The sequence below is a fragment of the Pseudomonas sp. FSL R10-1339 genome, from assembly GCF_009600545.1.
Classification (GTDB): Bacteria; Pseudomonadota; Gammaproteobacteria; order Pseudomonadales; family Pseudomonadaceae; genus Aquipseudomonas; species Aquipseudomonas bubulae.
The window spans coordinates 27,039-48,689 of the sequence record NZ_WIVQ01000010.1; the positions used below are offsets into that span (position 1 = coordinate 27,039).

A 21,651-nucleotide genomic window follows, 5' to 3' on the forward strand; every position below is an offset into this window, starting at 1 on the left:
TGCTTGCAGCTTAGAAGGTGGCGCGGGCTCACAGCACCACGGTACGACCTCCATTTAGGAAAACGCGCCGCTCAATGTGATAGCCCACGCCTCGCGCCAGGGTTTGCGCTTCGATATCACGGCCCTTGGCGATCAGGTCTTCGGGGTAGTGGCTGTGGTCTACCACCTCGACGCCCTGGGCAATGATCGGGCCTTCGTCGAGGTCGTTGTTGATGTAATGGGCGGTAGCACCGACCAGTTTGACGCCCTTCTCGTAGGCCTGATGATAGGGCTTGGCGCCCTTGAAGCCGGGCAGCAGGGAGTGGTGAATATTGATCGCCTTGCCGTCGAGCTTGCGACACAGCTCGGGGGACAGCACTTGCATGTAGCGGGCGAGGATCACCAACTCGGCGCCGGTGTCTTCGATCACCTGCCAAACCTTGGCCTCCTGCGCAGGCTTGTTGGCCGGGTCGAGGGCGAAGTGGTGGTAGGGGATGCCGTGCCATTGCGCCAGAGGCTCCAGATCGGGGTGATTGGAGACCACGGCCACCACGTCCATCGACAACTGGCCAATGCGCTGGCGATAGAGCAGGTCGTTGAGGCAGTGGTCAGCCTTGGACACCATAATCAGCACTTTGGGCCGATGGTGTGGCGGCGTCAGTTCGAACGTCATGCCAAAGGCTTGGCCGCGCTCGGCCAGGCCGGCGCGAAATTCATGTTCATCGAAGCCGTCGGGCTGGCGGAACTCAACGCGGATAAAAAAACGCGCCGAACGCTGATCGTCGAAGGAATGGTGTTCGGTGACGTAGCAGCGGTGCTCAAACAGATAACGCGTCACCGCGTCGACGGTGCCCAGCAGGCTCGGGCAGTCGGCGGTCAGGATCCAGGTGTCGGGGGCGCGGCTCATGGCGGGAGTCCTTGGTTGTTGTTGGAATGCGCACGTACAGGTGTGGGAGCGGGCTTGCCCGCGATGCAAACAACTCGGTGCATCCGGTTGACCGACTGGCTGCCATCGCGAGCAAGCCCGCTCCCACAGGGGACAGCAGGCGGGTTTACGCCTCCACGCTCAACCCGTATTCAGCCGCCGCATCCTGCAACCATAACCACCAGTAATCCGAAAAACTGCGGCGGATCAGCAGTTCCCAGGTGTCTTCGCCGGTATGACGAATCACCAGCTGCGACTTGGCGAAGACCGTGCCCACCGCCTTGCCCACCGGGAAATTGTCGGGGTGTACGTCATAACTGGTGGACTTCATCAGCACCTCGCGCACCTTCGGCCCGCTAAGCTCCAGCAACTGCTGCCCGCCACTGACGTTGACCACCGAAATATGCAGCCCCGCCAGCGCCGCCCGCAGGGCTTGCTCCACGGCGAACTCCTGGCCACCGGGGACGATCAGCAGCCACTCATCCGGCCCCATCCATTGCAGCGAGGTATCAGCGTTGGCCACCAGGCTCAGGGCCACGGGCAGTTCCAGGCCCAGGGCCTTGTGCACGCCTTCGGCAAAGGCCGGGTCTTTGGCGTCACCGCGCAGGGTCAGGTGGCCCAGCAGTTTTTTCTCGCGTACGGTCACGCCAGGGTTTTTCCGGCCCTTGCCGATCAGGCCGGCCAGGCTGGCATGGTGCAGCGAGGATTCGGCTTTGGCGCCCGACTCCGGGCGCTGTTGGTATACGTTGGCTGTGGTCATGAGATCACCCATTCAAATATTCTGCCGGTCGCCTTTCGGGTCGAAGAACACCGAAGACACAATTTCAGCCTCGATCACGCTGCCGTCGACCTGGGGCGAGAACACCCGCTCGCCGATACGCTTCAAGCCGCCCTTGACCACACCCATGGCAAATGAATAACCCAGTGAGTTGTGGGCATAACTCGACATCACGTGGCCGACCATGGTCATCGGGATCGACTGCTTGGCATCGAACACCAGTTGCGCGCCTTCGGGCAGCCATTGGGTCGGGTTGATGGGCTTGAGCCCCACCAGCTGCTTGCGCTGGTCACGTACGCAGTCTTCACGGTTCATGCCGCGCCAGCCGATCCACGAGAACGGTTTGGTGCGGCCCACGCACCAGCCCATATTCAGGTCGTCGGGGGTCATGGAACCGTCAGTGTCCTGACCAACGATGATGAAGCCCTTCTCGGCCCGCAACACGTGCATGGTCTCGGTGCCATAAGGGGTGAGGTTGTACTGCTTGCCCGCCTCGACGATTTTTTCCAGCACGCCCATGGCGTAGTCAGCCTGGATATTGACCTCGTAGGACAGCTCGCCGGTAAACGAGATACGGAACACCCGCGCCGGCACACCGCCCACCAGGCCTTCTTTCCAGGTCATGAACGGGAACGCCTCGCGATCCAGATCAATGTCGGTCACTTCGCTCAGCAACTTGCGGCTATTGGGGCCGGACAAGGTCAGGGTCGCGTAGTGGTCGGTGACCGAGGTGAAGTAGACCTTCAGCTCGGGCCATTCGGTCTGCTGGTAAATTTCCAGCCACTGCAACACACGGGCCGCGCCGCCGGTAGTGGTGGTCATGACGAAATGATTGTCGGCCAGGCAGGCCGTCACGCCGTCGTCGAAGACCATGCCGTCTTCCTTGCACATCAGCCCGTAGCGGGCCTTGCCCACATCAAGTTTGGTCCAGGCATTGGTGTAGATACGGTTGAGAAACTCGCGGGCATCCGGGCCCTGAATGTCGATCTTGCCCAGGGTAGAGGCATCGAGAATGCCGACGCTGTCACGCACCGCTTTGCATTCGCGCTTGACCGCCGCATGCATGTCTTCGCCGTTACGCGGGAAGTACCACGGCCGTTTCCACTGGCCGACGTCTTCAAATTCAGCGCCTTGCTTGACGTGCCAGGCTTGCAGCGCGGTGTAGCGCACCGGCTCGAAAATATGCCCGCAATGGCGCCCCGCCACCGCGCCGAAGGTCACCGGCGTGTAGTTGGGGCGGAACATGGTGGTGCCCATCTGCGGGATGGTCACGTTCAGCGAGCGGGCGGCAATGGCCAGGCCGTTGACGTTGCCCAACTTGCCTTGATCCGTGCCGAAGCCCAGCGCGGTATAGCGTTTGACGTGCTCAACCGACTCGAACCCTTCACGGGTCGCCAGTTCGATGGCCGCAGCAGTGACGTCGTTTTGCAGGTCGACAAATTGCTTCGGTGCCCGCGCCGTACCTTTTTCGTGGGGCACATGGAACAGCGCCAGGGTCGGTTCCTGCAGCTGATTCAGGGCTTTGGGCAACACCCCTTCCACGGCCTTGAAACCGGCTTCGCTGGCCGCACGTGCGCCGCCCTCAAAACCATCGGCCAGGCTGTCGCCCAGCGGGTAGACACCATTGATACCGCCCACACATACGCGCTTTTGCGGCGCTTCGCCGGGGACGAAACCGAGAATATCTTCACGCCAGGTCGGTTTGCCGCCCAGGTGCGAGGCCAAGTGAACTACCGGGCTGTAGCCGCCCGAAGTGGCCAGCAAATCGCACTCCAGCCACTCGCCGGGGCTGGCAACGCTGAGAGCCTTGACGTCGATCGCCGCCACTCGTGCACCCGTTACATGCTTGCTGCCACGGGCTTCGATCACCGCACTCCCGGTGAGGATGCGAATGCCTTTGGCCCGAGCTTCTTCGACCAGCGCACCACGGGGGTTGCTGCGTGCATCGGCAACAGCAACCACTTGCTGGCCGGCGTCGAGCCAGTCCAGGGCTACGCGGTAGGCATGATCGTTGTTGGTACTGAGCACCAGTTTTTTGCCCGGTGCCACGCCATAGCGGCGCACATAGGTGGACACGGCTCCGGCGAGCATATTGCCCGGTACGTCGTTGTTACCGTACACCAACGGCCGCTCGCAGGCACCGGTGGCCAATACCACGCGCTTGGCCCGGACCCGGTGAATACGCTGGCGTACCTGACCGATAGGGGCGCGATCGCCGAGGTGATCGGTGATACGTTCGTGAATAGTCAGGAAGTTGTGGTCGTGATAGCCGTTCACCGTCGCGCGGGGCAACAGGATCACGTCGGGTAGCGTCTTGAGTTCGGCGATCACCTTGGCCACCCACTCCATGGCCGGTTTGCCGTCCAGGCTTTCGCGGCTGTCGAGCAGGCTGCCGCCGAATTCTTCCTGTTCATCGGCGATGATCACCCGCGCACCGCTGCGCGCTGCTGCCAGTGCCGCGGCCAGACCTGCAGGGCCTGCGCCGACAATCAGCACGTCGCAGTGGTGGTTCATGTTGTCGTATGTATCAGGATCATTCTGTGTAGGAGAACGCCCCAGCCCGGCCGCCTTACGAATGTACTTCTCGTAAGTCATCCAGAACGACTGCGGGTACATAAAAGTTTTGTAGTAAAAGCCCGGCGGCATCAGCTTGCCGCCGACCTTGCCGAGGATGCCCATCACATCATTGTTGACGTTGGGCCAGCCGTTGGTGCTGGTGGCCACCAGGCCCTGGTACAACGCCTGCTGCGTGGCGCGCACGTTGGGGATTTGCGTGGCCTCGGTGGCACCGATCTGCAACACCGCGTTGGGCTCTTCAGCACCGGCGGCGTAAATGCCTCGAGGCCGGGAATATTTGAAACTGCGGCCAATCACGTCAACGCCGTTGGCCAGCAAAGCGGCCGCCAGGCTGTCGCCCTCGTAGCCTTTGTATTGTTGACCGTTGAATGTGAAGCTCAGCACCTTGGTGCGGTCAACGCGGCCGCCATTGGGCAAGCGATGGGTCTGGCTCATACTTTTTCTCCCAGCTCGCGGGTGGCCGTGGTGGCCGCAGGTACTGCCTGCTCAGTGAACTGCGGCTTGCTGCCGATCAGGTAGGTTTCAAGAATTTCGTAGGTCACGGTATTGCGCGTGGCATTGAAAAACTGCCGGCAACCGGCGACGTGGTTCCACAGTTCGTGGTGCAGGCCACGGGGGTTGTCGCGAAAGAACAGGTAGTCGCCCCATTCAGCGTCGGTGCAACTGCCAGGGTCGAGCGGGCGCGGGATATGCGCCTGGCCGCTGGCGTGGAATTCCTCTTCGGAGCGAAGCTCGCCGCAATGGGGACAGAAGATATGCAACATGGGTATTTCTCCTGTTAGTGGGCGACAGCGGCAGCGCCGTGTTCGTCGATCAGGGCACCGGTGTGGAACCGGTCAATGGAAAACGGCGCGGCCAGCGGGTGCATCTCGCCCTTGGCCAGGCTGGCAGCGAACACGTTGCCCGAACCCGGCGTGGCCTTGAATCCACCCGTGCCCCAGCCGCAGTTAAAGAACAGATTGGGCACCGGGGTTTTCGAGATGATCGGGCAGGCGTCGGGTGTGGTGTCGACGATGCCGCCCCACTGACGGTTCATGCGCACGCGGGACAACACAGGGAACATTTCCACAATCGCCTGGATCGTGTGCTCGATCACCGGGTACGAACCGCGCTGGCCGTAGCCGACCCAGCCGTCGATACCCGCGCCGATCACCAGGTCGCCCTTGTCGGACTGGCTGATATAGCCGTGTACGGCGTTGGACATGATCACGCTGTCGATAATCGGCTTGATCGGCTCCGACACCAGCGCTTGCAGCGGGTGGGATTCGATCGGCAGGCGAAAGCCGGCCTGACGCGCCATATGCCCCGAGTTGCCAGCCGTGACCACACCGACGCGCTTGGCGCCGATAAAGCCCTTGCTGGTTTCGACGCCGATGCACACGCCGTTTTCCTTGCGAAAGCCGAGCACTTCGGTTTGCTGGATCAGGTCTACGCCCAGAGCATCGGCGGCACGGGCAAAGCCCCAGGCCACGGCATCATGGCGGGCCACGCCGCCACGCCGTTGTACGGTGGCGCCGATGATCGGGTAGCGGGTGTTCTTCGAGCAATCGAGGTAGGGAATCTCGTCCGCTACTTGTTTGCCGTTGAGCAGTTCACCGTCCACACCATTGAGGCGGTTGGCGCTGACCCGACGCTCGGAGTCACGCATGTCCTGCAGGGTGTGGCACAGGTTATAGACGCCGCGCTGGGAGAACATCACGTTGTAGTTCAAGTCCTGGGATAAACCTTCCCATAGCTTCATCGCGTGTTCGTACAGGTGCGCCGACTCGTCCCACAAATAGTTGGAGCGCACGATGGTGGTGTTGCGTGCCGTGTTGCCGCCACCCAACCAGCCTTTTTCAACCACGGCCACGTTGGTGATGCCGTGTTCCTTGGCCAGATAGTAAGCAGTTGCCAGACCATGGCCGCCGCCGCCGACGATGACCACGTCATAGACCTTTTTCGGGGTCGGCGTGCGCCACATCTTCTGCCAGTTTTCGTGGTGGCTGAGGGAGTGCTTGAAGAGGCCGAAGCCTGAATACCGTTGCATAGGATCTACTCCAAAAACGCGCTCAGCGATAAACCGGGAAGTCTTGGCACAGCGAAGTCACCTGGCGGGCCACATCGGCCTCGATATCGGCATCGCCGAGGTGATCGAGAACGTCGCAGATCCAGCCTGCCAGCTCCGTGCATTGCGCCACTTTGAAACCACGGGTGGTCACCGCCGGGGTGCCGATACGCAGGCCCGAGGTCACAAACGGTGATTGCGGGTCGTTAGGCACGGCATTCTTGTTGACCGTGATATGGGCGCGGCCCAGGGCGGCGTCGGCGTCCTTGCCGGTCAATCCCTGGCGGATCAGGCTGAGCAGGAACAGATGATTGTCGGTACCACCCGAGACCACGTCATAGCCACGCTTGATAAACACCTCGGCCATGGCCTGGGCGTTGTCGATGACCTGCTTTTGATAGGTTTTGAAACCCGGTTCCAGCGCTTCCTTGAAGCACACTGCCTTGGCCGCGATCACGTGCATCAAGGGCCCGCCCTGACCGCCGGGGAACACCGCCGAATTGAGTTTCTTTTCCAGGGCTTCGTTGGCCTTGGCCAGAATCAGGCCGCCACGGGGGCCGCGCAGGGTTTTGTGGGTGGTGGTGGTCACCACATCGGCATACGGCAGCGGGTTGGGGTACAACCCGGCAGCGACCAGACCGGCAACGTGGGCCATGTCGACAAACAGGTAGGCTCCCACCTTGTCTGCAATCTGACGAAAGCGTGGGAAGTCGAGGAATTTTGAGTAGGCCGAGAACCCGGCAATGATCATTTTGGGTTGATGTTCAACAGCCAGACGCTCGACTTCGTCGTAGTCGATCAAGCCGGTGCTGGTGTCGATGCCGTACTGCACGGCGTTGTACAGCTTGCCCGAAAAACTGACGCTGGCCCCATGGGTCAAGTGACCACCATGGGCCAGGCTCATGCCCAGCACGGTGTCACCGGCGTTGAGCAATGCCAGGTAGACGGCTGCGTTGGCCTGGCTGCCGGAATGCGGCTGCACGTTGGCGTAATCGGCGCCGAACAACTGTTTGGCGCGGTCGATGGCCAACTGCTCAACTTTATCCACATGTTCGCAGCCGCCGTAATAGCGTTTGCCTGGGTAGCCTTCGGCGTACTTGTTGGTCAGACCGCTGCCCTGGGCTTCCATCACCCGCTGGCTGGTGTAGTTTTCGGAGGCGATCAGTTCGATGTGATCTTCCTGGCGCTGATCTTCAGCATTCATGGCCGCCAACAAGGCGTCATCGTAACCCTGGATCTGATCCTGCTTGCTGAACATCGCGTTCTCCCAGCGCCAGCGCGCCTTTTGGTCTCGGTGGGGCTAATGCCCTTTGAGCCAGATGGTAGAGCTGGCGCAGGCAGACCAAATGCCCATGGACGCCACGCAATGGTGCGTTTACGACATGGTTTCCCATAACCCTGTGGGAGCGGGCTTGCTCGCGATACTGGCTGCGAGGTTTGTCTGGCGAAACCGGGAGATGCCATCGCGGGCAAGCCCGCTCCCACATTTTGTTACAGGCCTTTGGGTTATTCTTTTGTAGGGCATTTCCGCACTTTAAGTCGCGCCTGTGCACCTGCCAGATTCTTGGATAAAGTGCACAACACTATTCGACCATGGAACCGGGAAATGACTGACAAGAGCCAACAATTCGCCAGCGACAACTACTCCGGTATCTGCCCTGAAGTCTGGTCCGCCATGGAAAAAGCCAACCACGGCCACCAGCGCTCTTACGGCGACGACGAATGGACGCTGCGCGCCTCGAACGATTTTCGCAAACTGTTCGAAACCGACTGCGAAGTGTATTTCGCCTTTAACGGCACGGCGGCCAACTCCCTGGCGCTGTCGTCCCTGTGCCAGAGCTTTCACAGCGTGATCTGCTCCGAGACCGCCCACGTCGAGACGGACGAATGTGGCGCTCCGGAATTTTTTTCCAACGGCTCCAAGCTGCTGATCGCCCGCACTGAAAACGGCAAGATCACCCCCGAGTCAATCCGCGAGATCGCCCTCAAGCGCAAAGATATCCACTATCCAAAACCGCGGGTGGTCACCATCACCCAGGCCACTGAAGTCGGCAGCGTGTACCGCCCTGAAGAAATCCGCGCGATCAGCGACACCTGCAAGGAGTTGGGCCTGTTGTTGCACATGGACGGCGCCCGTTTCTCCAATGCCTGCGCATTCCTGGGCTGCACGCCCGCCGAACTGAGCTGGAAAGCCGGGGTGGATGTGCTGTGCTTTGGCGGCACCAAGAACGGTATGGCGGTGGGCGAGGCGATTCTGTTTTTCGACCATGCCTTGTCAGTGGATTTTGACTACCGCTGCAAACAGGCCGGGCAACTGGCTTCGAAAATGCGTTTTTTATCGGCGCCGTGGGTGGGCCTGCTGGAAAACGACGCCTGGCTCAAACACTCGCGCCATGCCAACCACTGCGCGCAGTTGCTGAGTCAGTTGGTGAGTGACATTCCGGGGGTCGAGCTGATGTTTCCGGTGGAAGCCAATGGCGTGTTCCTGCAACTGTCGGAACCGGCCGTAGCGGCACTGACCGCCAGGGGCTGGCGCTTCTATACCTTTATCGGCAAGGGCGGGGCACGCTTCATGTGCTCGTGGGATACCGAGGAAGCACGGGTGCGGGAACTTGCGGCGGATATTCGCGAAGTGATGTCCGCTTAAAGCGCACGTAACATCAATAACACTGTGGGAGCGGGCTTGCTCGCGATGGCATCAGCGCGGTCGTGCAGACAAACCGCGTTGCCTGAATCGCGAGCAAGCCCGCTCCCACAGGGGGTGATTGGTTTGCGAACCGTCAGGATTGCCCCAGGGTTCGCTCAATCACATCGACCGTGGCGCTGACTTGCTCTTGATAACGGTCGAGTTCCTGTTTGTGGCTCAGTTGCAACTCAATCTGTTTTGAACACAGATTCAGTGCTGCCAGCACCAGCAGCTTGTCCCCGATCAGGCTCGGGTACTTTCTTTTCGTTTCGGCCAGGGCGGCTTTCAACATGACCGTGGCCGCCATCAGGGTTTTCTGCTCCCCCTCCGGCGCCTTGATCGTGTAGTCGTTACCCAAAATCGAGACGACATTTACTCCGTCTCTGTCAAGGCTCATGCGCTGACAGGGCTCGCGCGCTCAACCAGTGCCTGGATGCGGGCTGCGGTCGCGCCTTGCTTTTCTTCCTGTTCCATCAGGGTCAGTTGCAGGCTTTCGTTCTCGTCACGGGCCTGGGCCAGTTCGGTGTTCAGTTGCTCGTTGGCATCCAGCAGTTCTTGTTTTTGCTGTACCAGGTCGCTGACCAGTTGTTCCAGTTTGCTAAGGGATGACTCAATCATGGTGATGTTCTCAAGCAGTTTCGAAGGGCGCGTACGATAAAGAAAAGTCAGCGGCTAAGCTAGCGGCAACCTTGCTTTCAGACCCCTAAAGACTGTGGTTTGCAACCTTTGTTCCCTGCCAGGGTTCTGGAGCCACGAAAGCCCGTCAAAACTCAATCCGCACATCCCCTTTCGGTACGCTGCAGCACGACAGGATATAACCCTCGGCCACATCTTCGTCGGTAATGCCGCCGTTGTGCTCCATGTCCACCTCCCCCCCCAGTTTCAACACCTTGCATGTCCCGCAAATGCCCATGCCGCAAGCCTTGGGGATCATCAGTCCGAGTTTGGCCGCTGCCGCATGCACGGTCTCGGCTGGTCCCACACGAATGCTCTTGCCGGACGCGGTGAATTCCACCTGGTTCAAGTCCGCCACGTCCAGCTCCGGTGCGTCCGCCGCCTGCTCGGCCTGTTCTACCGCTTCAGCCCGCACTTCAGGCGGCGTCGCGCCAAAGGATTCTTCGTGGTAACGGCTCATGTCAAAACCGTTGCTTTCCAGCAGGCGCTTGACCGCGTTCATGTAAGGCGTCGGCCCGCAGCAAAACACCTCGCGCTCCATGAAGTCGGGGGCCATCAGGTCGAGCATCTTATGATTCAGATAACCGCGATACCCGGCCCAGGGTTCGCCCAGCCCGTGCTTCTCGCAGATCAGGTGCAGGCTGAAGTTGTCGATACGCGAGGCCATATGCTCCAGCTCGCGGTGATAAATGATGTCCTTGGGCGAGCGGGCGCTGTGGATAAACACCATGTCGACATTGGCGTTGGTGTCGTAAAACCAGCGTGCCATCGACATTACCGGGGTTATACCGACACCGCCGCTCAGATAGAGCACTTTGGGGCTCGGCGCGTCGATGGCGTTAAACAGTCCCACCGGCCCGTGCACGGCCAGCTCCTGGCCTTCGCTCAAGGTGTCGTGCAGCCAGTTGGAAACCCGGCCACCGGGCACCCGCTTGATGGTCACCGAAAAGCTGTACGGCACCGAGGGTGAGCTGGAAATAGTGTACGAGCGCATCACCGGGTCACCGTCGATTTCCAGCTCCAGGGTCACGAATTGCCCCGGTTTGAAAAAGAACAGGATCGGCTGGTCGGCCATAAAACAGAAGGTGCGCACATCCCAGGTTTCCTGAATCACTTTGACGCATCGCACGATGTGTCGGCCATTGGCCCAGGTCTGGGTGGTTACCGGGTTCAGAAAGCTATTGGACATGCGCTTCTCCACGGCCGACAGCCGGCCTCTTGCTGGCGATTCTGCGCATGCCCCGAAGCGGCCATTTATCCATTCGCGACATCCACATACTTATCGCGACCAGCCCCTGAAAACAGCACCTTCAGCGTCGGGAACAGATTGGGCCATGTCGCCCGTAGATATGGCTGCGGCGCACTTCGAACGCACACTCAGCGCCACTACCACTTGTATTGCTTTGCCTTGCGTCGAACCCCTGATCAGCCATTTTTAGGCCACATCCGATGGCCATGAGGACTACAACGATGGACGTCACCGCAAACTTGAGCCTGGGCGATCCACTGGAACCCGCACGCAAGGCCACCGCCGAGATGCTGCAGAACCGCGAGCGGACATTTTCGCTGCCACAGCCGTTTTATAACGACGAGCGCCTGTTCGAAATCGATATGCAGGAGATCTTCCAGAAGGAGTGGCTGATTGCAGGCATGACTTGCGAGATACCGGCCAAGGGCAACTTCCTGACCCTGCAGGTGGGCAAGAACCCGATTATCGTGATTCGCGGCGCAGAAGGTCAGGTGCATGCCTTTCATAACGTGTGCAGCCATCGTGGTTCACGACTGTGCACCAGCGAAAAAGGCAAGGTCGCCAAACTGGTGTGTCATTACCACCAGTGGACCTATGAGCTGGACGGGCGCTTGCTGTTTGCCGGCACCGAGATGGGTGCGGACTTCGACATGAAGCAATACGGCCTCAAGCCGGTGAACGTCAAAACCGCGGGCGGCTATATCTTTATCAGCCTGGCCGAGAACCCTCCCGCCATCGACGAGTTCCTCGCCACACTGAACCACTATATGGAACCTTACGACATGGAAAACACCAAGGTGGCGATTCAAACCACCCTGGTGGAAAAGGCCAACTGGAAACTGGTGCTGGAAAACAACCGCGAGTGCTACCACTGCAACGCGTCGCACCCCGAGTTGCTCAAGACCCTGCTTGAATGGGACGACGTCACCGACCCGCGCGCCGACCAAGCATTCAAGGATCACGTCGCCGCCTCAGCAGCCGCCTGGGACGCCGAGAAAATTCCTTATGCCCACGCCAGCTTCGGCCTGCGTAACCGCATCGTGCGCATGCCACTGCTCAAGGGCACGGTCTCGATGACCCTAGACGGCAAGCAAGGCTGTGCAAAACTGATGGGGCGCATCAAAAACCCGGACCTGGGCTCAATGCGCATCCTGCACTTGCCGCATTCGTGGAACCACTGCATGGGCGACCATATCATCGTATTTACCGTATGGCCGATCAGCGCGCAGGAAACCGTGGTCAGCACCAAATGGCTGGTGCACAAGGATGCGGTAGAAGGCGTGGACTACGACGTGGAGCGCATGCGCAAGGTCTGGGACGCCACCAACGACCAGGATCGCCGGCTGGCTGAAGAAAACCAGCGCGGCATCAACTCGGTCGCCTACCAGCCAGGGCCGTACTCGCAAACCTACGAGTTTGGCGTGGTCAACTTTGTCGACTGGTACAGCGAGCGGCTGCTGAACAACCTGGGGGCAGCGCCTGCGGCGTATCTCAAGGGTGTGGTTGCCCAGTAAACCTGCATCTGCGCAGGGGGCGATTAACTGGGAAGTGGACAATGCATCAAATACGCCTCACCCGTTACGCGGATCAGCGGGTGGGGCGTTATCTGGCAGGTTTTGACGATCTCAAAACCATGGCGCTCATAAAATCGACGGGCACCTGTGTTCGCCGCATAGTCGATCAGGCTCAAACCGGTCAGCCCCAGTTCGCCGCAACGCGCCTTGGCATGCAGCAAGAACCTGGCGCCCAACCCGAGGTTTCGCCAGCCCTTATGCAAAGCCAGGCTTGAGATATACAGCGTGTCCGGGATTTCCATATCCGCATAAGGTGCCAGCACCGGGTCAGTCTCAGGCTGGGCATCCGGGTCGTCGCGCATCACAAAGCTGTGCATCATGCCGATCACCAGGCCCTCGGCCTCGGCAATCCAGCAGTTTTCATACGAAAATATGACCCCCGCACGGGCATAACGCATCTCCCCGACGTCCAGTAGTTGCTGACCCGGCTGCGCCATCTGACTCCAGATGTAATCGGCGCAGCCTTCGGACGATATCTGAAAAAGACGTGCAATTTCGCGTGCATCGGCACGCACTGCTGGACGAAATGAAACGCTCATTCGTTTTACTCCACGGGGGCACAGGACTCTTTTTAGCTCAAACCGATTCAAGTCAACAACACACAACCCCGGCCTCATTTATGTCCATGTATTGCATGCTAATGATCGTTTTTTAACCACTCCCCTCTAGCCCATGCAATCAAAGGGCTACAGCCCTTCACCAACATCTTGTCCACAGGCACACCCACAGCAACTGTGGGGAAGTCATGGATCACTACCGGGGCAGACATCTGTACATTTTTTGTGCAAACCTGCACAAGCCACGGTTTTAAAGGCCTGCAGATAACCACACCCACCTTATCCACAGCTTGACCAACTGAATATGTGTGCAACTTTATCCACCCTGTTGAAAACTCCCTTAGCCCTTGTATTGGCTGGTTTTATCCCATCAAAAGACGATGCCAACGTGGATTGAACATTTTTTGATCAGCACCTTGGAGCCCTTTAATATAAAGGCCTGCAGGATAGAGCGAACAACTTATCCACACCTTCACCAACAGAGTTTGTGGGTAAACAGAGCAAGCGCTCTGCAAGTGTGATTTCCTGGCAGCGATCATTTTTTGTACAAACCTGCAGGAGCCACGTCAGCCGGGCCCTGCAAGCAAATACAGACAGGTTACCCACAGGCAGGCACACAGAAACCCGGGGTAACTTTGCGCAGATGTCTGGCAGTACCTTGCCTACTAAAAAGCTGTCCGCAAACTCGCTCGCGAAGGCAGTGATATCAGACGTTAAAAACACTGGATCGATCACCATCATCTGCCACGTTTCTTAGACTTTTTAGAGATTTGGCATCACGCCATACATTATATCAATTTCAGCCTGCAAGGCCCCTCCCCCTTATTAAACAACTCTAAACACTCACAAAATGAACAATCCAACAAAAAGATAACCAACTCACTATTAGCTGGTTCATTTCAATGGATCCAATTTTGATTGAAGGATAATTGCCATCAATCGAATAAGTCCTATATTTATTTTTATGCAGCCTGTTCGCCACCCTGTTTATACAGGCACTCAACCACCTACAAAAACTGCAGGTAACACGCCCCTAAAACCCGCCAATACTTATAGTTTAAACGTGAAAATTTTGTGATCTTGCGCGCCACACTTAACACTGCGGATTCCTTATTAATTATCAATAAAACCGTGCAGATTCAACAGGATAAAACAATCTATCAATTAGATTGGCGCCCCTGCTTTATCCGTTATCTGAAACGGCGAGGTCTTGATATGAAACATTCATTTTTGATTATACTTGTCATATGTGCCGGATTAACACCGACCTTCGCTCATGCCAATTGCTGGCAGGATGCAGGCAACCGCTATGACATTGATCCGTTGCTGTTACATGCCATTGCCCAAGTTGAATCGAAAATGAATCCGGCCGCACGCAACGTCAATAAAGACGGGACTTACGATATAGGCTTGATGCAAGTCAACAGTCGCCATTTGAAACACCTTGCCACTTTTGGCATTAGTGAATATCAACTACAGACTCAACCCTGCACCAGTGTCATGGCCGGTGCCTGGATCCTCGCCAAATTTGTCAAACAACTGGGTTACAGCTGGGACGCCGTGGGCGCCTATAACGCCGGAACAAAGGCAAATCGTGAACATCTGCGCAATCGCTACGCCCTTCGCGTCAAGGGGTACTACGGGCAGTTAGTCAGCCAGCGCGAGCAAAGACTCCAGGCTGACGCCCGTAAATCTCAGGCCATATTTGCATCTGGCGGCGAGCGCAAATACAAATGATGTCGCTGGCTCAGGTTCCGGCCGCAAACGCTAGCGCACAACGCCTTCTTCGATCAGGAGCTTGAGAATCACCTCGGCTCCCGCTTGAGCACTGAGCCCTTTGTGAACTTGCCCGGAACCCCCAGCCGCCTTGGCGGTAGCTGCTTTCATGCGATCTGCGCCACTTTTGGCCCTTATCACCTTCAAGCGCTTGGGCCGTGGTCGGGCAGGTTGCAATACGCCGGTTGTGGATAACTCATCGGCAACGATTTCAACCACTTCGGCACTGACCAGCCCCCTTGTAGCCGGGCCGTAGGCGCTTTGGCGCGCCTTGGGAGCAGCGTTATCCACAGTAACCATAAATGGCAGTCGCACTTGCAGCCTGCGCCGCTGCCCCCGGGGCAAGGCTTGCAGCACCTGGGCCACGCCATTGTGGATAGATTCGATCTGCGCCACGCCTACCAGCAGCGGCCAGCCCAGCTCTTCGGCCAACAGGTACGGCAGCATGCCCGAACCCTCACCGGTTTCGGCCTGGCTGCCGGTGAGTACCAGTTGCACGCCCGCTTCACGGATGTAATCGCGCAACGCTGGCACGGCATCGGCGCCGTCGGGTTGCTCCAGCACATGAAGCTCCTCCAGTCCCATGCCCAGATAGGCGCGCAAGGCCGGTTCATGGGGGTTGCCCGCGTGCAGCACATGCAGGCTCTCTCCGGCCAGCTCCAGGCCCAGTTCGACAGCACGGGCGTCCTGTTCGGCGCGACGGGCGCGGCCTGAAGCAGGATGGGCGCCGATTGAAACCAGTGCAACGGTGGCGATGGTCATTTGCAAATCTCCAGACTGAACTCAATCCTGTGGGAGCGGGCTTGCTCGCGATGGAATCACTGCGGTGTATCAGGCTGACCGGGTCGCCCGAATCGCGGGCAAGCCCGCTCCCACAGAGGTTGCGCTGCGCCAGTTATCCACAGCCTCGATCAGTGCCTCAAGCACCGCCGCACCGTCACCAATCACCGACACATCCGCGCGTTTGACCATGTCGCAGCCAGGGTCAAGGTTGATCGCCACCACCTTGTCACAGGCACCAATCCCTTGCAGATGCTGGATCGCACCGCTGATCCCGACCGCCACATACACCCGCGCCGTGACCCATACCCCGCTGGCCCCCACCTGACGCTCGCGACCCATAAAGCCATCGTCCACCGCCACCCGTGATGCACCTTCGGTGGCGCCAAGGGCAGTGGCAGCCCTGTGGAAAAGTCCCCAGTCCTTGATCCCGTTACCACCGCTGAGGATAAATTCGGCTTCAGCCATGGGAATCGCAGCAGGGTCAACTTCAACTGCGCCCAGATCCTCAATACGCGGCAAACAGCTGGCAGCTGCTGTGGATAACTGCACCTCCAGCGCTTCATGCCGGGTTTCACTGACCGGCTCGGCACACTCGGCCGCTGCCAGAATCAACCGCCGCAACGGCTGGACGACATCTTGCTGACCTGCCCCGGCACGGCCGATGCAAACGCCATCCTTGAGTTGCCACACCCGCGTGGCCGGGCGTTCTCCCAGGCTGGCGGCAAAGCGCCGGCCCAATTCACCGCCACCACTGCGGCTGTCAGGCAATAGCCAGTGGCGTGGCGTGAACTGGTTATCCACAGCCCGTAAACCCAGCACCTGGTGCTCCGGTGCATAACCTTCACTGTCGAGCATCAACAGCCGATCAACCCCGGCCGTGGCAAAGGCGGTCTCTCTGGACTCGCCGAATACCACCGCCAGCACCGCTCCGTCGCTGCCCGCCAATTGGTGGGCCAGCCCCAGCAGATCGCGGTCGTGGCTGCTCAGGCGGCCCCCGACCATATCCGGCACCACGGCGATATAAAACGCCGGGGCCGCGACCTGATGCAGCGGTAATTGCACCTCGACGCTGGCCGCGCGCCTGCTGGTCCCGCCCTGCTGCGCGCCGCTGCGGTCTATGCGCTTGATGCCGTTGGGCCCGATAAAACCTGCACCATGGACATTTTTGCGCACTACGCCATTGGGCCCCATCCAGCTCTGCTGCAAGGGTTGCATGGCCGCGTGCAACGGATGCAGACGGTTACGGGCGATCCACTCGGCCCGTGGGTCGCGGCGGATAATGTCACTCATGCGATCACCTCCGATTCTGGCCGTCGGACAGGTTTGGCCACGACGTCTTCAATCAGCGCATCGGCCACCAGTTCGGCAATGTCCTTGATTTGCGGACGGGGTTCGACCACCCCTTCGAGCATCGCCGTGCATTGCGGGCAACCCACCGCCACACGCTCGGCGCCCGTCTCACGGATATCGTCCATGCGCATGTCGGGGATCCTCTGCTTGCCGGGGATGTCGGTAATCGGCGCACCGCCACCGCCACCGCAGCAACGGGAACGAAAGCCCGAACGCTGCATCTCCTTGACCTCGATGCCCAAGGCGCGCAGTACCGCACGCGGCGCCTCGTATTCGCCGTTATAGCGGCCCAGGTAGCAGGGGTCGTGATAGGTCACGCTGCCGCCCACATCCGCGGCAAGATTGAGCAGGCCGGCATCGATCAACTCGGCCATATAAGTGCTGTGATGTTGCACAAGGTAGTCGCCGCCAAAGGCGCCGTATTCGTTTTTCAGCACATGAAAACTGTGCGGATCGCAGGTGACGATGCGCTGGAAGCTGTACTGCGCCAGGGTCTGGATATTGCGCTTAGCCAGCGCCTGAAAGGTCGCTTCATCCCCCAGACGCCGGGCCACGTCGCCACTGTCGCGCTCTTCCAGGCCCAGCACGGCAAAGTTGACCCGGGCGGCCTTGAGCACTTTGACAAAGGCACGCAAGGTGCGCTGGTTACGCATGTCGAAAGCCCCGTCACCGACCCAGAACAACACGTCCACGGCGGGCTTGTCGCGCATCAGGTCGAGGTTCAGGTCCGCAGCCCAGTTCATCCGCCCGCCGGGGGCAAAACCGCCGGGGTTATCGGTGGCGATCAGGTTGTCCAGCACCTGCGCGCCATTGTTCGGTGTCGCACCTTTTTCCAGGGTCAGGAAACGGCGCATATCGACGATGGCGTCCACATGCTCGATCATCATCGGGCACTCTTCAACGCAGGCGCGGCAAGTGGTGCAGGACCACAGCGTGTCGGCATCGACCAGCCCGTTGACGATCGGCTGATGCGGGTTGCCGCCATGCTCACCAATAGGTTTGCCGGGATAGGGACTGCCAGCAAAGTGAGCATCGGTGCCGCCCGCGAGGCCGACCACCATGTCCTGAATCAGTTTCTTTGGATTGAGCGGCTGGCCGGCGGCGAAAGCCGGGCAGGCGGCTTCGCATTTGCCGCATTGCACGCAGGCGTCAAACCCCAGCAATTGGTTCCAGGTGAAATCCTTGGGTTTTTCCACGCCCAGAGGCGCACTGCGATCGTTTAAATCCAGCGGTTTTAGCCCTGTTGAACGGCCGCCGCCAAAGCGCTCGGCGCGGCGGTGCCAGGCCAGATGCAATGCGCCCGCGAAGGCGTGCTTCATCGGCCCGCCCCAGGTCATGCCGAAAAATAATTCCGACACACCCCACGCCACGCCCACGCTTAAAACCGCCGCCAGCACCCAACCGCCGAAGCCTTCGGGCAACAGCCCTGCAACCGGCAAGGTGAGGATGAAAAAACTGGCGGAAAACACCAGCAAGCTTTTCGGCAGGCGCATCCACGGGCCTTTGGACAGGCGCGAGGGTGGGTTCAGGCGACGCTTGAAGACGAACACAGCACCGATAAACATCAACGCGGTGGCGAACAGCAAGGCATAGCCGAGGATGCGGTTATGCAGGCCCAGGCCATGCACCAGGATCGCCAGCACGGCCGCCAGCACAAAGCCGCCAGCAGTGGCGACGTGGGTGTTGGCCATGTATTTGTCGCGGGCGACCACGTGGTGCAGGTCGACCATGTAGCGCCGGGGCATGGCCAGCAGCCCGCCAAGCAGATCGACCTTGGCCGGGCGACCACGGCGCCACATGTTCATGCGCCGAATGGCGCCCGCAATCGCCAGGACGAGGGCGGCGAACAGCAGGATGGGAAGAACGATATTGAGCATGGTGAAGCTCCCAAAGACCACGCAGGTCTGATGTGAGAGCGGGCTTGCTCGCGATTCAGGCGACGCGGTGCATCAGCAACACCGCGTGATCGTTTATCGCGAGCAAGCCCGCTCCCACATTGGTTCGGTGTCGGGTCAAAAATCCTTGCACAACCGCAGCGCGTCATAGATCGCTGCATGCACGTTGCGCTGGGCCACACAGTCACCGATACGAAACAGCAGGTAGCCGTCCCCCGCCTCGCTCAAGCACGGTTGCGGCTTGATCGCGAACAGCGCTTCGACGTCGATCTGGCCCTTGTTGCGCGAATCCGGCTTGAGCCCGTAATACAGCTCTTCATCCGGTCGCACACCGTTTTCGATGATTACCTGATCGACCACCCGCTCCTCTTTGACACCGGTGTATTCGTTCTCCAGCACAGCAATCACCTTGTCACCCTCGCGGTAGACCTTCTCCAGCATCATGTCGCCGGTCATGACCACTTCCTTGGGATACAGGCTGCGGTAATACGTGGGGAATGACGTGCCGCCAATGGCCACACCGGGCTTGGTGTCGTCGGTCACGATCTCGACCTGCGCTCCCTTGTCCGCCGCAAAATCGGCCACCGACATACCGGTAAATTCGCAAATGGTGTCGTACACCAGCACGTTTTTACCGGGCGCCACTTTGCCGTCGAGTACATCCCAGCTACTGACCACCAGCCCTTCGGCCGCGCCCCAGTGTTCGTTCTGCTCCACAAACGGGTGCCCGCCCACCGCCAGCACCACAATGTCCGGCCGCAAGTCCATGATCGTCGCCGCATCCGCTGCGGTGCCCAGGCGCAGGTCAACTTTCAGGCGCGCCAGTTCCAGTTGAAACCAGCGGGTGATGCCTGCCATCTGGTCACGCTGGGGCGCTTTGGAGGCGGTGGTGATCTGCCCGCCGACGGCGTCCTTTTTCTCGAACAGGGTCACGTCATGACCGCGCTCGGCAGCTACCCGTGCCGCCTCCATCCCTGCTGGCCCGGCGCCGACAATCACCACCTTGCGTTTGGCCCCGGTGGATTTTTCGATGATATGCGGCACGCCCATATATTCCCGGGAGGTGGCCGCGTTCTGGATGCACAGCACGTCCAGCCCCTGGTACTGACGGTCAATGCAGTAGTTGGCACCCACGCATTGTTTAATCTGGTCGACCTGGCCCATCTTGATCTTGGCGATCAGGTGCGGGTCGGCGATATGGGCACGGGTCATGCCCACCATGTCGACATAACCCCCTTCCAGAATCCGCGTGGCCTGGTTCGGATCCTTGATGTTCTGCGCATGCAGCACCGGGGCCTTGACCACTTCCTTGATCCCGGCGGCCAGGTGCAAAAACGGCTCCGGCGGAAAGCTCATATTGGGGATTACGTTGGCCAGGGTGTTATGGGTGTCACAGCCCGAGCCGACCACGCCGATAAAGTCGAGCATGCCGGTGTCGTCGTAGTACTTGGCAATTTGTTTCATGTCCTCATGGCTCAGGCCATCAGGGTGAAATTCATCCCCGCACAGGCGGATGCCCACGCAGAAATCCGGGCCGACTTCAGCGCGCACGGCCTTGAGCACTTCGAGGCCGAAACGCATGCGGTTTTCAAAACTGCCGCCCCATTCATCCGTGCGTTTGTTGACACGCGGGCTCCAGAACTGGTCAATCATGTGCTGGTGCACCGCCGACAGCTCAACCCCGTCCAGTCCACCGGCTTTGGCCCGGCCTGCGGCACTGGCGTAGTTACCGATGATCCGCCAGATTTCTTCAGGCTCGATGGTTTTGCATGTGGCCCGGTGCACCGGCTCACGTACACCGGAAGGTGACATCAGGGTCGGCCAGTTGAAGCCGTCCCAGCGCGAGCGGCGGCCCATGTGGGTAATCTGGATCATGATCTTGGCGCCATGCTTGTGCATGGCATCGGCCAGGTTCTGGAAGTGCGGGATAATGCGGTCGGTGCTCAGGTTGACCGAACTCCACCACTCTTGTGGACTGTCGATGGCCACCACCGAAGAGCCGCCGCAAATCGCCAGGCCGATACCGCCCTTGGCCTTTTCTTCGTAGTACTGCACATAACGCTCGGTGGTCATGCCGCCATCGGTGGCATACACCTCGGCATGGGCGGTGCTCAGCACACGGTTGCGGATGGTCAGCTTGCCGATTTGAATCGGCTCAAACATTGCTTCGAACGCCATATCCCGATCCTCGACTTACAACGGCTTGACGATAAACAGGCCGTGGTCGTGGCCTTCTTCCGATCCGCTATAAACCTGTTCTGCCACGGTGCGGATGTTGCTGCCACGGGCGTGCAGAATCTGGTCCATGGCGCCGGCAAACCAGCCGGTGAACATGTAGTCGACCTTGCGCCCGACCTTGCCGTACACGTACACAAAGCAGGAGTGTTCCAGCTTGATGGTGGCAGTGCCTTTGTCGAGATCGATGTCCTGGATCTTGAACAGGCCCCAGCCGCGCTGGGACAGGCGTTTCATGTAGTGTTCGAACACCGCGACGCCTTCGATGCCGTGGCATTCGGCTTCTTTTTCGCACCAGTGCCAGGCGGATTTGTAGCCGGCCTTGTAAAGAATGTCGGCGTAGGTATCAGCGCCAAGGACTTCTTCAATGCCCATGTGGTTGTTGACGAAAAAGTGGCGCGGCACATAGAGCATCGGCAAGGCGTCGGAAGTCCAGACGCCGGTTTCGCTGTCGACTTCGATGGGTAATTGCGGGGCGATTTTGGCCATGGGTAGCGCTCCAAAAGATGATGAAGTCCCGTGCAGCTGTCGAAGGCTGCGTTCGAGCGCGAAGCGGTCGCAAAAC

18 protein-coding genes are annotated in these 21,651 nt (G+C 59.5%); 3 read left to right on the top strand and 15 right to left on the bottom strand.

Going from position 1 to position 21,651, the window contains the following annotated elements; genetic code table 11:
- Positions 1-28: 28 nt before the first annotated feature.
- The 6 genes from purU to glyA all read right to left on the bottom strand — a co-directional run bounded on the left by purU (position 29) and on the right by glyA (position 7,564).
- Positions 29-886 (bottom strand): formyltetrahydrofolate deformylase, encoded by an 858-nt coding sequence (purU, locus tag GHO03_RS05425; RefSeq protein WP_016782559.1) that lies wholly within the window; start codon positions 884-886, stop codon positions 29-31.
- 145 nt (positions 887-1,031) lie between these two features.
- Positions 1,032-1,664: a sarcosine oxidase subunit gamma gene (locus tag GHO03_RS05430; protein ID WP_094999980.1), complete on the bottom strand. Its 633-nt coding sequence runs from the start codon at positions 1,662-1,664 to the stop codon at positions 1,032-1,034.
- Between the two features lie 12 nt (positions 1,665-1,676).
- The gene (locus GHO03_RS05435; protein WP_153399338.1) at positions 1,677-4,694 is read right to left on the bottom strand and encodes a sarcosine oxidase subunit alpha; all 3,018 of its coding nucleotides are present in this window, start codon (positions 4,692-4,694) and stop codon (positions 1,677-1,679) included.
- Positions 4,691-5,023: a sarcosine oxidase subunit delta gene (locus GHO03_RS05440; RefSeq protein ID WP_094999838.1), complete on the bottom strand. Its 333-nt coding sequence runs from the start codon at positions 5,021-5,023 to the stop codon at positions 4,691-4,693. Before GHO03_RS05440 ends, GHO03_RS05435 begins: the two co-directional genes overlap by 4 nt.
- Before the next feature lie 14 nt (positions 5,024-5,037).
- Entirely contained in the window at positions 5,038-6,288 is a 1,251-nt protein-coding gene (locus GHO03_RS05445; protein WP_016782563.1) for a sarcosine oxidase subunit beta family protein, read from the bottom strand.
- A 22-nt stretch (positions 6,289-6,310) separates the two neighbouring features.
- Positions 6,311-7,564 (bottom strand): serine hydroxymethyltransferase, encoded by a 1,254-nt coding sequence (gene glyA / locus GHO03_RS05450; protein ID WP_094999837.1) that lies wholly within the window; start codon positions 7,562-7,564, stop codon positions 6,311-6,313.
- 348 nt (positions 7,565-7,912) lie between these two features.
- On the opposite strand from glyA, the gene GHO03_RS05455 reads away from it, so the two are divergent.
- Positions 7,913-8,953 carry a low specificity L-threonine aldolase gene (locus tag GHO03_RS05455; RefSeq protein ID WP_094999835.1) on the top strand — a complete coding sequence of 347 codons (1,041 nt, stop codon included), beginning with the start codon at positions 7,913-7,915 and terminating at the stop codon, positions 8,951-8,953.
- A 133-nt stretch (positions 8,954-9,086) separates the two neighbouring features.
- Here the strand turns inward: GHO03_RS05455 and GHO03_RS05460 are convergent, their stop codons facing one another.
- From GHO03_RS05460 to gbcB, 3 genes are all read right to left on the bottom strand, one after another.
- A complete protein-coding gene (locus GHO03_RS05460; protein WP_094999834.1) occupies positions 9,087-9,389 on the bottom strand; it encodes a cell division protein ZapA in 303 nt (100 codons plus the stop codon).
- Positions 9,386-9,610 (bottom strand): hypothetical protein, encoded by a 225-nt coding sequence (locus tag GHO03_RS05465; protein WP_016782568.1) that lies wholly within the window; start codon positions 9,608-9,610, stop codon positions 9,386-9,388. Before GHO03_RS05465 ends, GHO03_RS05460 begins: the two co-directional genes overlap by 4 nt.
- A 145-nt stretch (positions 9,611-9,755) precedes the next feature.
- Positions 9,756-10,856, bottom strand: coding sequence for a glycine-betaine demethylase subunit GbcB (gene gbcB, locus GHO03_RS05470; protein WP_094999833.1), 1,101 nt, complete (start codon positions 10,854-10,856; stop codon positions 9,756-9,758).
- A 281-nt stretch (positions 10,857-11,137) separates the two neighbouring features.
- On the opposite strand from gbcB, the gene gbcA reads away from it, so the two are divergent.
- On the top strand, positions 11,138-12,430 hold the full coding sequence (gbcA, locus tag GHO03_RS05475; protein ID WP_153399340.1) for a glycine-betaine demethylase subunit GbcA: 1,293 nt from the start codon (positions 11,138-11,140) through the stop codon (positions 12,428-12,430).
- A gap of 23 nt (positions 12,431-12,453) precedes the next feature.
- On the opposite strand, the gene GHO03_RS05480 is transcribed toward gbcA, so the two are convergent.
- On the bottom strand, positions 12,454-13,029 hold the full coding sequence (locus tag GHO03_RS05480) for a GNAT family N-acetyltransferase (RefSeq protein ID WP_094999831.1): 576 nt from the start codon (positions 13,027-13,029) through the stop codon (positions 12,454-12,456).
- Between the two features lie 1,092 nt (positions 13,030-14,121).
- Between GHO03_RS05480 and GHO03_RS05485 the strand changes: the two genes are divergently transcribed.
- On the top strand, positions 14,122-14,784 hold the full coding sequence (locus GHO03_RS05485) for a transglycosylase SLT domain-containing protein (protein ID WP_372241711.1): 663 nt from the start codon (positions 14,122-14,124) through the stop codon (positions 14,782-14,784).
- 30 nt (positions 14,785-14,814) lie between these two features.
- Here the strand turns inward: GHO03_RS05485 and GHO03_RS05490 are convergent, their stop codons facing one another.
- The 5 genes from GHO03_RS05490 to GHO03_RS05510 form a co-directional block, all read right to left on the bottom strand.
- Positions 14,815-15,585 carry an electron transfer flavoprotein subunit beta gene (locus GHO03_RS05490; RefSeq protein WP_153399342.1) on the bottom strand — a complete coding sequence of 257 codons (771 nt, stop codon included), beginning with the start codon at positions 15,583-15,585 and terminating at the stop codon, positions 14,815-14,817.
- Between the two features lie 69 nt (positions 15,586-15,654).
- A complete protein-coding gene (locus GHO03_RS05495; protein ID WP_153399344.1) occupies positions 15,655-16,896 on the bottom strand; it encodes an electron transfer flavoprotein subunit alpha/FixB family protein in 1,242 nt (413 codons plus the stop codon).
- On the bottom strand, positions 16,893-18,833 hold the full coding sequence (dgcB, locus tag GHO03_RS05500) for a dimethylglycine demethylation protein DgcB (RefSeq protein WP_153399346.1): 1,941 nt from the start codon (positions 18,831-18,833) through the stop codon (positions 16,893-16,895). The genes GHO03_RS05495 and dgcB overlap by 4 nt, the downstream gene beginning before the upstream one ends.
- Positions 18,834-18,968: 135 nt before the next feature.
- On the bottom strand, positions 18,969-21,029 hold the full coding sequence (gene dgcA, locus GHO03_RS05505; protein WP_153399348.1) for a dimethylglycine demethylation protein DgcA: 2,061 nt from the start codon (positions 21,027-21,029) through the stop codon (positions 18,969-18,971).
- Between the two features lie 15 nt (positions 21,030-21,044).
- Positions 21,045-21,575 (bottom strand): 4-vinyl reductase, encoded by a 531-nt coding sequence (locus GHO03_RS05510; RefSeq protein ID WP_094999825.1) that lies wholly within the window; start codon positions 21,573-21,575, stop codon positions 21,045-21,047.
- Positions 21,576-21,651 lie beyond the last annotated feature (76 nt).

What these genes read in the sequence shown, in the direction of transcription:
- purU (WP_016782559.1), bottom strand. Translation starts at nt 886, where the DNA reads ATGAGCCGCGCCCCCGACACCTGGATCCTGACCGCCGACTGCCCGAGC.
- GHO03_RS05430 (WP_094999980.1), bottom strand. Translation starts at nt 1,664, where the DNA reads ATGACCACAGCCAACGTATACCAACAGCGCCCGGAGTCGGGCGCCAAA.
- GHO03_RS05435 (WP_153399338.1), bottom strand. Translation starts at nt 4,694, where the DNA reads ATGAGCCAGACCCATCGCTTGCCCAATGGCGGCCGCGTTGACCGCACC.
- GHO03_RS05440 (WP_094999838.1), bottom strand. Translation starts at nt 5,023, where the DNA reads ATGTTGCATATCTTCTGTCCCCATTGCGGCGAGCTTCGCTCCGAAGAG.
- GHO03_RS05445 (WP_016782563.1), bottom strand. Translation starts at nt 6,288, where the DNA reads ATGCAACGGTATTCAGGCTTCGGCCTCTTCAAGCACTCCCTCAGCCAC.
- glyA (WP_094999837.1), bottom strand. Translation starts at nt 7,564, where the DNA reads ATGTTCAGCAAGCAGGATCAGATCCAGGGTTACGATGACGCCTTGTTG.
- GHO03_RS05455 (WP_094999835.1), top strand. Translation starts at nt 7,913, where the DNA reads ATGACTGACAAGAGCCAACAATTCGCCAGCGACAACTACTCCGGTATC.
- GHO03_RS05460 (WP_094999834.1), bottom strand. Translation starts at nt 9,389, where the DNA reads ATGAGCCTTGACAGAGACGGAGTAAATGTCGTCTCGATTTTGGGTAAC.
- GHO03_RS05465 (WP_016782568.1), bottom strand. Translation starts at nt 9,610, where the DNA reads ATGATTGAGTCATCCCTTAGCAAACTGGAACAACTGGTCAGCGACCTG.
- gbcB (WP_094999833.1), bottom strand. Translation starts at nt 10,856, where the DNA reads ATGTCCAATAGCTTTCTGAACCCGGTAACCACCCAGACCTGGGCCAAT.
- gbcA (WP_153399340.1), top strand. Translation starts at nt 11,138, where the DNA reads ATGGACGTCACCGCAAACTTGAGCCTGGGCGATCCACTGGAACCCGCA.
- GHO03_RS05480 (WP_094999831.1), bottom strand. Translation starts at nt 13,029, where the DNA reads ATGAGCGTTTCATTTCGTCCAGCAGTGCGTGCCGATGCACGCGAAATT.
- GHO03_RS05490 (WP_153399342.1), bottom strand. Translation starts at nt 15,585, where the DNA reads ATGACCATCGCCACCGTTGCACTGGTTTCAATCGGCGCCCATCCTGCT.
- GHO03_RS05495 (WP_153399344.1), bottom strand. Translation starts at nt 16,896, where the DNA reads ATGAGTGACATTATCCGCCGCGACCCACGGGCCGAGTGGATCGCCCGT.
- dgcB (WP_153399346.1), bottom strand. Translation starts at nt 18,833, where the DNA reads ATGCTCAATATCGTTCTTCCCATCCTGCTGTTCGCCGCCCTCGTCCTG.
- dgcA (WP_153399348.1), bottom strand. Translation starts at nt 21,029, where the DNA reads ATGGCGTTCGAAGCAATGTTTGAGCCGATTCAAATCGGCAAGCTGACC.
- GHO03_RS05510 (WP_094999825.1), bottom strand. Translation starts at nt 21,575, where the DNA reads ATGGCCAAAATCGCCCCGCAATTACCCATCGAAGTCGACAGCGAAACC.